Source organism: Vibrio sp. SCSIO 43133 (assembly GCF_023716845.1).
Lineage (GTDB): Bacteria > Pseudomonadota > Gammaproteobacteria > Enterobacterales > Vibrionaceae > Vibrio > Vibrio mediterranei.
On the sequence record NZ_CP068024.1, the window covers coordinates 3,487,362 to 3,499,733 of the forward strand.

8 protein-coding genes, 3 tRNA genes and 2 rRNA genes are annotated in these 12,372 nt (G+C 46.0%); 5 read left to right on the forward strand and 8 right to left on the reverse strand.

All coding sequences use genetic code 11. The features are described 5' to 3' along the window. Window positions 1-32: 32 nt before the first annotated feature. On the reverse strand, window positions 33-152 hold the full coding sequence (gene lptM, locus JKJ11_RS26185; protein WP_006074698.1) for an LPS translocon maturation chaperone LptM: 120 nt from the start codon (window positions 150-152) through the stop codon (window positions 33-35). Between the two features lie 74 nt (window positions 153-226). Between lptM and cyaY the strand changes: the two genes are divergently transcribed. Then, a complete protein-coding gene (gene cyaY / locus JKJ11_RS16265; RefSeq protein ID WP_006074697.1) occupies window positions 227-541 on the forward strand; it encodes an iron donor protein CyaY in 315 nt (104 codons plus the stop codon). Here cyaY and JKJ11_RS16270 read toward each other — a convergent pair. Beyond that, window positions 538-3,063 (reverse strand): class I adenylate cyclase, encoded by a 2,526-nt coding sequence (locus JKJ11_RS16270; RefSeq protein WP_124940433.1) that lies wholly within the window; start codon window positions 3,061-3,063, stop codon window positions 538-540. The genes cyaY and JKJ11_RS16270 overlap by 4 nt on opposite strands. A 346-nt stretch (window positions 3,064-3,409) precedes the next feature. Between JKJ11_RS16270 and hemC the strand changes: the two genes are divergently transcribed. Genes hemC through JKJ11_RS16290 form a run of 4 tightly spaced genes read left to right on the forward strand, consistent with a single transcriptional unit; the run spans window position 3,410 to window position 7,462 of the window. Beyond that, complete coding sequence (gene hemC, locus JKJ11_RS16275) at window positions 3,410-4,348, forward strand: hydroxymethylbilane synthase (protein WP_062463229.1); 939 nt, start codon at window positions 3,410-3,412, stop codon at window positions 4,346-4,348. A 6-nt stretch (window positions 4,349-4,354) separates the two neighbouring features. Beyond that, window positions 4,355-5,113, forward strand: a complete 759-nt coding sequence (locus JKJ11_RS16280) for a uroporphyrinogen-III synthase (RefSeq protein ID WP_124940434.1) — start codon at window positions 4,355-4,357, stop codon at window positions 5,111-5,113. Then, window positions 5,097-6,281 (forward strand): uroporphyrinogen-III C-methyltransferase, encoded by a 1,185-nt coding sequence (locus tag JKJ11_RS16285; RefSeq protein WP_252038549.1) that lies wholly within the window; start codon window positions 5,097-5,099, stop codon window positions 6,279-6,281. Before JKJ11_RS16280 ends, JKJ11_RS16285 begins: the two co-directional genes overlap by 17 nt. Then, entirely contained in the window at window positions 6,281-7,462 is a 1,182-nt protein-coding gene (locus JKJ11_RS16290) for a heme biosynthesis protein HemY (RefSeq protein ID WP_252038550.1), read from the forward strand. Before JKJ11_RS16285 ends, JKJ11_RS16290 begins: the two co-directional genes overlap by 1 nt. Window positions 7,463-7,500: 38 nt before the next feature. Here JKJ11_RS16290 and JKJ11_RS16295 read toward each other — a convergent pair whose 3' ends face one another. The 6 genes from JKJ11_RS16295 to JKJ11_RS16320 form a co-directional block, all read right to left on the reverse strand. After that, window positions 7,501-8,493, reverse strand: a complete 993-nt coding sequence (locus JKJ11_RS16295; protein ID WP_252038551.1) for a phosphotransferase — start codon at window positions 8,491-8,493, stop codon at window positions 7,501-7,503. Between the two features lie 126 nt (window positions 8,494-8,619). After that, a tRNA-Ser gene (locus JKJ11_RS16300) sits at window positions 8,620-8,710 on the reverse strand. A 58-nt stretch (window positions 8,711-8,768) separates the two neighbouring features. Next, window positions 8,769-8,884 (reverse strand): 5S ribosomal RNA (gene rrf, locus JKJ11_RS16305). Window positions 8,885-8,973: 89 nt separating this feature from the next. After that, a 23S ribosomal RNA gene (locus JKJ11_RS16310) occupies window positions 8,974-11,859 on the reverse strand. 272 nt (window positions 11,860-12,131) lie between these two features. Next, a tRNA-Ala gene (locus JKJ11_RS16315) sits at window positions 12,132-12,207 on the reverse strand. 41 nt (window positions 12,208-12,248) lie between these two features. Beyond that, window positions 12,249-12,325 (reverse strand) — tRNA-Ile (locus JKJ11_RS16320). Between the last annotated feature and the right edge of the window lie 47 nt (window positions 12,326-12,372).

Genomic DNA, 12,372 nt, shown 5'->3' on the forward strand with positions numbered 1-12,372 from the left:
TGTATCCCTTTACACTGTATCGATGGCGGTGATTATTGAGCTTGCTCGTTTGCTGGTGCGTCATCAGCAGGAAGGTAAAGTGGTCCCGTTTGGCCACATCCCGCTAATGTCACTACGACGAGCATAAAAAATGCGGTAATCGTCTTTTTCATTTTGCATATCGTGATTATTGAATCAATGCCCCCTATAATCGCACCACGAATTAGAAAAGCAATAGGATTACAAAATGAACGACACGGAATTTCACCAATTAGTCGATGAGCAGATGCAAAACATCGAAGAAGCAATTGATGATTCAGGTGCAGATATCGACTATGAAGTGTCTGGCAATGTCATGACTTTGGAATTTGAAGACCGTAGCCAGATCATCATTAACCGCCAAGAGCCGATGCACGAGATTTGGCTCGCGTCTAAATCCGGTGGATTTCATTTCAAACTGATTGATGGCGCTTGGACCTGTTCAAAAACCAATGTTGAACTTATGGACATGGTCAAAGCCGAGTGTGTGAAACATGCCGGCGAAGACATTGATTGGGTTTAAGCGTTCACCGCTTTAGACGTTTTAGAGTTTGGAGAGCCATCATTACGATAAGGAATGATATAAGGTTCTCCCTCTTCAGGATGAATCAGTTGGTAATACTGCGGTAAGTTGAAGTTAATTAACTTCGATGACATTTCACTATCAACGTTAGACGTGTAGAAGCTGTTTACACTCGCAATCATCTCATCTTTGCTACCACGCATCTGATGATACACTTCTACCTGGTTAGATTCGTCAAGCACGTAGATGTTGAAACCATTATCGGTATCTTCAAAGAAGAACTGAATCAAGCCTTCACTCGCAAAGCCATCCACTACATCGGGTAGTTGGAACTCTTCTTCACGATCCAGCATAAGAAGTGGTGAGCCCTGCAATTTGTTGGTCGAGATACTACGATAGAAATCTACTGAGTTTTCCAGTTTTTGTACTGACACGCCGCGACGCTCAAAGAACAAGCCATACATTTGGTTCGCCACTTTAATCGCTTTAAAACGACGACGTTTCTCTTGATCAACAGGTTTTAAGCGTAGCTCAATACACTCTGCAAGTAGTTGATAGACGGTATTTCGTAGGACACCACGCAAGTTTTTGCTGTAGCAGAACACATCCACAGACTCAGGTGGTAACGCATCTTGGTGCATCTTACCTAACACTGTTTTTAATGCGTCAAGCATCGCCGTTTCCCCTTCAAAATGAAGAGTACGAACTTCATGCCACGAATTACGGTAAACCAGATCTACTGAACCGATAAGACTTTTTCCTTCCTGTCCAAAACTCAATATATCAACGTTTTTCAGGTCGACTTTGGACGTTTTGGCGGACAGTTCAGAGGTTGGGTCGTTTTCAAAATTGATAAACATCGCCAACTGGCTGATTTCACAAGGACTACCAAGCGCTTGCATACTTGGACGACGTTTACGTAATGAGAAAGTATTACGCAGATCACTCACCATCTGATAGAACTTATCGATGTCGATATGCGCTTCACGCACCACAGAGTTGAGGTGAGTCGATTCGGTAATCAAGCCGTTGAAAAACGCCCACGCCACCAACTTACTCAGGTATTCATTATGCTCAAGAGCAGGTTGCCCTAAGATTCGATGCGGAATGAGTGGTTGCTTATAAAGGTACCAGCCGGACTTGTAGCTCTTGCCCTCTTTAACCTCGATAAAGGTCAAATCTGGTTCGTGCAAATCAGGAGAAATCTGGGGATTGAGCAGTGTCACCTTACCAGGCAGAACCTCAAAAGCAGCGTAAAGCTTACGCGCTAGAATACTGATGTCTTGAGGACTGATGGCAGAGGTAATGTCGTTACGACGAGCGAACTGAATCAAATTACGGTAACTGAGCATTAAGGCATCTAGCAATGCATTGTGCACCACCATCACTTGCTCTACCTTCCAGTTACGGCGACTGTCTAGCTCCTGCAATACTTCTTGAGACCACTGCCATTGAGCAGTCATTTCACTTAACGCTTCACGACGCCATGGCACTGAGCCTATACCAGGCTCACGAGATAGCTTCTCATGGGTTTTAAGGTAGAAACAACGACGCACTAAATCTAGGCGTGTCGTGTCACCAATACGTTCTAGATAACGCGTCACCTTTTCAAGCATCAGGTAATACGCATCCATACCATATAGGTCGGGCGCATCGGCAAAGAAACGTCGCTTAGTATCGATACTGAGTAACTGAGTATGTGGATATTCCCACGAGTATGCCTCTAACAGAATCGCTTTTAATACCGATTTGTAAGGCGAATCGATACTCTTGTACAGCTGCCATAAGCTTGAGCCAAAGTACTCTTCTGCAGGAATTCGATTGAGTCGACCGAAATCAATCCACTCATCACAATTGATGTATCCATTTTGGCAAAGCTGCTCGACATAATCTTCGTAGCACTCTTCCATTTCCGGTGGCACGATTTGCCACAACAATCTTTGACCACCTAAACGCACGGCTGAACGGTAGAACTCATCCAGCAACAATAAGTGCTGCGATGAACCACAGTTATCACCGGTCATTTCTTCGGAAATATTGCTGCGAAAGCGCTCTTCATCCATTAGGAAGAAATTTGCTTCAACACCCAAGCCTTTGGCCCAATCGGTGATCAACAAGCACTTATTGCTCAGCTTTTCACGAGCTTCGGTCGGCATCTCTGGAGAGATACAAACCCAAATATCCAAATCACTTGATGTACTTTGGCCGATCGACGAAGTGCTGCCCATGGTGTAAAGGCCTAGAATATCGCGTTGACGCGGCTCTGGCAGCGGTTGCCCCAAAGCTAATGCAATATCATCAAGGAACTGACGTTGAACGTCATTTGCTTCAAAACCGTAAAGACCACTTGGGCTGTCAGTTTCAAAGAAGCCGGGAATAATAGGATGGTTGAAGTGGAAAAGCGCTGGAATCAGTTGGAAAACACGTTGTCCTTGCATATCCATAAGCGCCAGCGCGCGTTCAATTCGCTGCTGGTTGAGATTATCAAGTCTCTGGATAAGGGTATGAGTGTATGCCTGCAAGGGTGATTCCTAGGTCTAATCTAACTGCTATATTGCGTAGGTTTTAAACAAACAAGCGTTCAAAACGTGATCAATGTATCATTTTTATTATAGGCGGTAAAGCAATACTCGGCACTACAGCCCCTCACAGCACAACATCGAGGATTTGGTTTTGCCTTCCAAATCATAGCGGACAATTCTAACAGTAGTCGCAATAACAAATGCGATTAACCTCACACTATTAACAATATTTGTGACAAGCAAAGTTGTCGTTTGGGAGAGCCCTAGGGAAATCACTAAGCTTTTCATAGAGACAGTGTTAGGATTGTGCCACGACCAAAAACAAAGAAATGCTTACGAGAACGATATGACGCAAACTCAGCCAATCCGAATCGCTACCCGAAAAAGTCCTCTTGCCCTGTGGCAGGCTCATTATGTCAAAGATGCCCTTATTGCAGCGCACCCAGGACTGGAAGTTGAGTTAGTCACTATGGTCACCAAAGGCGATATCATTTTAGATACCCCGTTGGCGAAAGTGGGCGGTAAAGGCTTATTTGTTAAGGAGCTGGAAGTCGCCATGCTTGAAGGGCGCGCCGATCTTGCTGTGCACTCAATGAAAGACGTTCCTGTAGACTTTCCAGAAGGCCTAGGCCTTGTCACCATTTGCGAACGTGAAGACCCTCGTGACGCTTTCGTTTCCAATACTTACACTAACATTAGCGAACTGCCTCAAGGCGCTGTGGTAGGTACTTGTAGTCTTCGCAGACAATGTCAGTTAAAAGAACAGCGCCCTGACTTAGTCATTAAAGAGCTTCGAGGCAATGTAGGGACTCGTTTAGGAAAACTGGATAACGGTGAGTATGACGCCATTATCCTTGCTGCCGCAGGCCTGAAACGTCTAGAACTTGAATCACGTATTCGCAGCTTTATCGAACCTGAAGAATCCTTGCCTGCAGTTGGTCAAGGTGCGGTTGGCATTGAGTGTCGCCTTGATGATGAACGATTGATTAAATTACTCGAACCTCTTAATCACGCTAATACGGCCGATCGTGTTCTGTGCGAGCGAGCCATGAACTTAACGTTAGAAGGCGGCTGCCAAGTGCCGATTGGTAGCTACTCACTGATCGATGGCGACGAGATTTGGTTACGAGCTCTTGTCGGTGAACCAGATGGTTCAAAAATCGTTCGTGGTGAAATTCGTGGTAAACGAGCGGATGCAGAAGCCTTAGGCGTCCAATTAGCGAATCAACTGCTGGATGATGGCGCAAAAGAAATCCTAGAAAAGCTCTATCAAGAGCACGAGTAATGACTGATGAGAGTATTGGTTACACGCCCTGAAAATCAAGGCGCAGAACTTTGCAATCTCATAGAAAAAATGGGGGGCATTGCCCTCCATCAACCACTTATTGATATTCAGGACAATCTGCAGCTTTGTTTAGATGACGACCAACTGCAACGTTCGGATATCATCATTGCCGTCAGCCAATACGCCGTCTATGCCTTCCATCATATTCTCTCTCATCAGCAACTCTCGTTACCTGACTCCTGTATTTATCTAGGGGTTGGTCAAAAAACAGCACATGAATTAAGCAAACTCAGCCAACAAAACGTAAACTATCCGACGGTAAGTGATAGTGAACACCTACTGGCATTACCAGAGTTGGCGAATGTGTCAGGAAAACATGTCATCATTCTTCGAGGCAACGGCGGCCGAGAACTCATTTATGATCAGCTCTGTGCACTTGGTGCAGATGTTCAATACCTAGAAACCTACCAACGCAGATATCTGCCACTAAAAATAGACGCGATAAAACAATGGCGCTCAATGGGTATCGACACTCTGGTCGTTACCAGTGGTGAACAACTTGAGTTTTTATTGTCTCAAGTATCAGAACCAGAATTGAACTGGTTAACACAACAACAGCTATTGGTTCCGAGTGAACGAATTGCTACTTTAGCGATGACAAAGGGATTTAATAACGTTACCAATACCCAAGGTGCATCGAACTCTACAATATTTGCTGCTCTCCAGCGTCTAGAAATAGGACTTAACAATGACCAACAAAAATAAAGACGAGCAAATCCAGTCTGAAGAACAACAAGACGTTAAGGCTTTAGCCCCAGAAGCTGATACATCGAAAGCTAAACAAGAAACTTCTCAACACGAACAAGCTAAACCACCAACGACTGCACCGGAATTCGAAGAAAAACAGGGCAAACGTGGTGTTAAGCTTGGTGCGGTAGCCATTGTTTTAGCAGTTATTTTTGGTGGTGGTCTCAGCTACCAAATGCAAAAGCAGGCCAGCGATTATGAAGCTCGCATCGCCAAGTTAGAGTCACAACTGAAAGCGACAACAAGTAGCTTAAGCAGCGAAATGCAGCAAGTGCAGTCGGACACACTTAAACAAGCAAAAACAGTGACACACAAAGCCGAAGTCGTGTTAGGCCAGCAACAAAAAAGTATTGAAAGCCTGCAACTTGCGGTTGCCGACGTTAAAGGTCGTCGCCCTAATGATTGGCTTCTGGCTGAGGCCGACTATTTGGTTAAACTCGCGGGTCGCAAACTGTTCTTGGAGCACGATGTGGTAAGTGCGACACGTTTGATGGAGAGTGCTGACCAGCGTATCGCTGCACTCAACGATCCAAGCTTAGTATCTCTGCGCCAGTCAATGGCAAATGACATCACCAAGCTACGTACTGTTCCACTTATTGACCGTGACGGACTCGTACTGCGACTAACTTCGCTACAACAAGAGGTTGATAAGCTACCTCTTGCCAACGCCATCCTTCCTGATGCACCTGCTGTCGAGAAACGCCAAGTTTCACAAGACATCTACGATTGGCAAGATAACCTTATGACGTCGTTAAAAGACTTCTCAGAAAACTTTATTACTTTCCGTACTCGCGATGGCAATGTAATCCCACTGCTTTCACCTGAGCAGCACTTCTATCTCAAAGAAAACATCAAATCTAAGATAGAAACTGCGATTCGTGCGGTATACAAAGAACAAGGCGAGATCTATAAGATGTCGTTAGAAACCGCAGAGAAATGGTCAGAATCGTTTTTTGATATGGACAACAATAGCGTTAAAGAGTTTAACGCTGCGCTAGGCAAACTGAGCCAACAAAATATTCAAGTTAACTATCCAGTCAAATTGGAAACTCAAGCTCAACTATCCGATGTCATCAACGAACGTCTGCGCCGTGAAGTCACCACCATCATCACGGAGGAGAAATAATGATTCGATTAATCTTTCTCTTCGTCGTACTTGGTGCGGGTCTATTTGTTGGTACCCAGTTTTCGGGCCAGCAAGGTTATGTACTGATCTCAATTGCCAATAAAACCATCGAGATGAGCGTTACAACCCTAGTCGTGTTTGTTATTGCAGCTTTGTCGGGGCTGTTTCTGCTCGAATACATCATCAAGAAAGTGCTTTACACCAGCGTCACGACATTTAATTACTTCAGCGTTCGTAAAATGCGTCGTTCACGCCGCTATACCAATGAGGGTATCGTTAAGCTGCTAGAAGGTGATTGGAAACTTGCAGAGAAAAAGGTAACACGTTGGGCTAACTATCACGATATGCCGCTTTTATGTTATCTCGTCGCTTCTGAAGCTGCCTTAGGGCAAGGTGACAAAGCGAAGCGTGACCATTATCTAGCGCTGGCCGCTAAACAAGAAAACTCCAATCTTGCCGTTCAGCTAACCAGAGCGAAACAAGCGGTTCGAGAAGAGGAATGGGAAGTTGCCGCGAGTACTTTAGAAACTCTCAAAGCAGAACACCCAAACAACTCCATTGTTTTGAGCTTGCAAAAAACAACCTATCGAGAACTTGGCGAGTGGCAAGCCTTAATTGATTTACTGCCTAAACTCCATAAGGCAAAGCTCATCGATGAACTAGAGCAAAATGAACTGAACGAACGCGCTCAATGTGGATTGCTAGAAGATATTGCTAGTCAGCAAGGCAGTGAAGGTTTAATCAATCATTGGAATAAGTTGCCACGTAAAACACGCCAAAGCACCCACTTAGTGGGCTGTTTTGGTAAACAGCTTATCGCTAGAAAGGCTGATGCAGAAGCGTTTACTGTAATTAAAGAAACGTTGAAAAAACAGGGTCATGATGACTTGTATAAGGTATTACCAGAACTAAACCTTGCAGATACACACCCTGTTGTTGTGCTACTTGAAGATGTTGTTAAAAAGCAACCGGATACACCTGAAGCACAAAGTGCACTAGCGCAATTCTACTTCCGAGAAGAAAAGTGGCCAGAAGCGCAACGTCATTTCGAGCGTGCCCTATCGCTTCGTCCTGATGTTTCTGACTATGCCTATCTAGCTGATACTTTAGAAAAACAGAATTTATCTAAAGCAGCAAGTGAAGTGTCGAGAAAAGCGTTGACACTTATTGAGAGTAAGTAGGCACTATTGCTGTTAAAAAGCTCCTAACGGAGCTTTTTTTATAACTGAAAATCATCTAATGCTTGTTGAGTAAACTTGCTGGTAAATGCATTAATTCTACTGTGATCTGGACTCCAGCCTAGCAAGAAACGTTGATAGTCAGCCCAGGCCAATCCAAATAGTGCGCGCCACTCCTCGCAAACACGGTTAGCATTAATTTCCGGTTTAAAATGTTCTATCGCTGAGTGCAGCTGTATGAAGTAATAGTCAAGGTAACCCGCTACGTTTAAGTCAGCCGTTGAAAAGTCTAATGTTGTGGTAAAGAACAAAGCGACATCTTTAACCCCTACACCACCCCCTACGTATTGAAAATCTACCGCAGATACAGCATTGCCTTGTTTATTGAAACAGAAGTTAGCCAGCTTTGCATCCCCATGTACCAGCGTTTGGTATGGACACGCGTTTAACTTATCATCAATGATGTGCGCGGCTTGTTTAAAGCGTTCATCTTGCATTGCTTGCCATTCGTCAGGACGAGTCGCTAAGTGCCAGTAAGTACCTTGTTTCCAAAGCCCATTCGTATTCGCTCCAAGCCAAAAAGCATGAAACTGAGCAAGCCATTTTAGAACGCTTTTTATCTCCATCTCTGTTGCGGTTTTCACTACTCTAGCGCACTCTAATGACTTCAGGTCCTCAAGAATGAGCTCAAGGTGAGATTGATACTTATGAGCAGAGAAACACTGTGGAGCCCAGCCTGAGGGCATTGTCGATACGAACTCCTGATACCAAGAAAATTCTACTTGATACGACTGGAGCTTTCTTTGATGTGAAAGTTGAGTATTCCACCCTTTAGGGTGGCTAGCTGGTACTTCATCTGGTAATTGAATCGCTTTGACAATAACACTAGATAAATGGGATTGTGCGAGCTCAAGTCTAACTAAATGCCCATAGCCACTCCATAGAGTCTGAATAAGCTCACAGGAGAAAACCTGAGCCTCATTACCAATAACTTCTCGAAGGGTTGGAGTGACCGTAAAGTCAGATAATATCAAAGTAGACTTCCTAGGTTGGCTGCCATAAAACGGACTCTTACTTTGACAGAGTTAGTGATGAAACGAAAGATCAGCGTTTCTCAAGATGTAAAAAAGCCCGCTGATTGCTCAGCGGGCTTTTTAATGTGGCGGAGAGATAGGGATTTGAACCCTAGATACGCTATTAACGTATGCCGGTTTTCAAGACCGGTGCTTTCAACCACTCAGCCATCTCTCCACAATATGTAATCGTCCTAAAGTCTTACTTTAATTGCTTTAGTTCGATGTTGTTCAAAGCCTGGCGATGTCCTACTCTCACATGGGGAAGCCCCACACTACCATCGGCGCTATTGCGTTTCACTTCTGAGTTCGGCATGGAGTCAGGTGGGTCCACAACGCTATGGTCGCCAAGCAAATTCTTAATTCGGAAAACTGATTTAAAAGTCTAAATACACATTCAAAGTTCTTGCTTTGAGTCCATCAAAACCCTTTGGGTGTTGTATGGTTAAGCCTCACGGGCAATTAGTACAGGTTAGCTCAACGCCTCACAACGCTTACACACCCTGCCTATCAACGTTCTAGTCTCGAACAACCCTTTAGGACGCTTTAAGCGCCAGGGAAGACTCATCTCAGGGCTCGCTTCCCGCTTAGATGCTTTCAGCGGTTATCGATTCCGAACTTAGCTACCGGGCAATGCGTCTGGCGACACAACCCGAACACCAGAGGTTCGTCCACTCCGGTCCTCTCGTACTAGGAGCAGCCCCCTTCAATCTTCCAACGCCCACGGCAGATAGGGACCGAACTGTCTCACGACGTTCTAAACCCAGCTCGCGTACCACTTTAAATGGCGAACAGCCATACCCTTGGGACCGACTTCAGCCCCAGGATGTGATGAGCCGACATCGAGGTGCCAAACACCGCCGTCGATATGAACTCTTGGGCGGTATCAGCCTGTTATCCCCGGAGTACCTTTTATCCGTTGAGCGATGGCCCTTCCATTCAGAACCACCGGATCACTATGACCTGCTTTCGCACCTGCTCGAATTGTCATTCTCGCAGTCAAGCGGGCTTATGCCATTGCACTAACCTCACGATGTCCAACCGTGATTAGCCCACCTTCGTGCTCCTCCGTTACTCTTTGGGAGGAGACCGCCCCAGTCAAACTACCCACCAGGCACTGTCCTCATTCCCGATTAGGGAACCAAGTTAGAACATCAAACATACAAGGGTGGTATTTCAAGATTGCCTCCACGAATACTGGCGTACTCGCTTCAAAGGCTCCCACCTATCCTACACATGTAGGCTCAATGTTCAGTGCCAAGCTGTAGTAAAGGTTCACGGGGTCTTTCCGTCTAGCCGCGGGTACACTGCATCTTCACAGCGATTTCAATTTCACTGAGTCTCGGGTGGAGACAGCGTGGCCATCATTACGCCATTCGTGCAGGTCGGAACTTACCCGACAAGGAATTTCGCTACCTTAGGACCGTTATAGTTACGGCCGCCGTTTACCGGGGCTTCGATCAAGAGCTTCGTCCGAAAACTAACCCCATCAATTAACCTTCCGGCACCGGGCAGGCGTCACACCGTATACGTCATCTTGCGATTTTGCACAGTGCTGTGTTTTTAATAAACAGTTGCAGCCACCTGGTATCTGCGACTCTCGGTAGCTCCATCCGCAAGGGACTTCACCACTAAGAGCGTACCTTCTCCCGAAGTTACGGTACCATTTTGCCTAGTTCCTTCACCCGAGTTCTCTCAAGCGCCTTGGTATTCTCTACCCGACCACCTGTGTCGGTTTGGGGTACGATTCCTTACAATCTGAAGCTTAGAGGCTTTTCCTGGAAGCATGGCATCAATGACTTCACTACCGTAGTAGCTCGACATCGTGTCTCAGCCTTAAAAGGTCCGGATTTACCTAAACCTTAAGCCTACGCACTTGAACCTGGACAACCGTCGCCAGGCCCACCTAGCCTTCTCCGTCCCCCCATCGCAATTGTAAGAAGTACGGGAATATTAACCCGTTTCCCATCGACTACGCCTTTCGGCCTCGCCTTAGGGGTCGACTTACCCTGCCCCGATTAACGTTGGACAGGAACCCTTGGTCTTCCGGCGAGGAGGTTTTTCACCCCCTTTATCGTTACTCATGTCAGCATTCGCACTTCTGATACCTCCAGCAGACTTTACAGTCCACCTTCAACGGCTTACAGAACGCTCCCCTACCCAATGTGTAAACACATTGCCGCAGCTTCGGTGTATAGCTTAGCCCCGTTACATCTTCCGCGCAGGCCGACTCGACTAGTGAGCTATTACGCTTTCTTTAAATGATGGCTGCTTCTAAGCCAACATCCTAGCTGTCTAAGCCTTCCCACATCGTTTCCCACTTAGCTATACTTTGGGACCTTAGCTGGCGGTCTGGGTTGTTTCCCTCTCCACGACGGACGTTAGCACCCGCCGTGTGTCTCCCGGATAGTACTTACTGGTATTCGGAGTTTGCAAAGGGTTGGTAAGTCGGGATGACCCCCTAGCCTTAACAGTGCTCTACCCCCAGTAGTATTCGTCCGAGGCTCTACCTAAATAGATTTCGGGGAGAACCAGCTATCTCCAGGTTTGATTGGCCTTTCACCCCTAGCCACAAGTCATCCGCTAATTTTTCAACATTAGTCGGTTCGGTCCTCCAGTTGATGTTACTCAACCTTCAACCTGCCCATGGCTAGATCACCTGGTTTCGGGTCTATATCCAGAGACTGAACGCCCAGTTAAGACTCGGTTTCCCTACGGCTCCCCTAAACGGTTAACCTTGCCACTGAATATAAGTCGCTGACCCATTATACAAAAGGTACGCAGTCACACCACGAAGGTGCTCCTACTGCTTGTACGTACACGGTTTCAGGTTCTATTTCACTCCCCTCACAGGGGTTCTTTTCGCCTTTCCCTCACGGTACTGGTTCACTATCGGTCAGTCAGTAGTATTTAGCCTTGGAGGATGGTCCCCCCATATTCAGACAGGATATCACGTGTCCCGCCCTACTCGATTTCACTGATGATGAGATGTCGGTTACGGGGCTATCACCCTGTATCGCGGCACTTTCCAGAGCCTTCACCTGTCTCATTAAAAGCTTAAGGGCTAATCCAATTTCGCTCGCCGCTACTTTCGGAATCTCGGTTGATTTCTCTTCCTCGGGGTACTTAGATGTTTCAGTTCCCCCGGTTCGCCTCGCTGAGCTATGTATTCACTCAGCGATAACTGCTTATGCAGTTGGGTTTCCCCATTCAGGGATCTCAGACTCACAGGTTTTTACTACCTAATCTGAGCTTATCGCAAGTTAATACGCCTTTCATCGCCTCTGACTGCCAAGGCATCCACCGTGTACGCTTAGTCACTTAACCATACAACCCCAAAGGGTCTTTGTTACGTAACCAAAGTTGTCTGCATTTTTATACATGTGCAGACTCGATTTTGCCGGACTCAAATATGAATTACTTTCGTAATTCCCAAGAACACTTGAATGTGTGTTGGTACCTAATCTTTCGATTAGGATTTGAGAACTTTTAAATGAATAACATTAATCAAATGTTATTCGTCAGCTTTCCAAATTGTTAAAGAACGAGATTTCTTTCGAAACCATTTTTAAGAACACTTAAGCAAATGCGCTTAAAGATGGTGGAGCTAAGCAGGATCGAACTGCTGACCTCCTGCGTGCAAGGCAGGCGCTCTCCCAGCTGAGCTATAGCCCCATCAGTGTTGATGCTTACCGCCAATCATCTGGGAGGAAGATTGGTGGGTCTGAGTGGACTTGAACCACCGACCTCTCGCTTATCAGGCGAACGCTCTAACCACCTGAGCTACAGACCCAAGCATCGTCTTTAATCTAAACCTAATCAATCTGTGTGAACACTCAT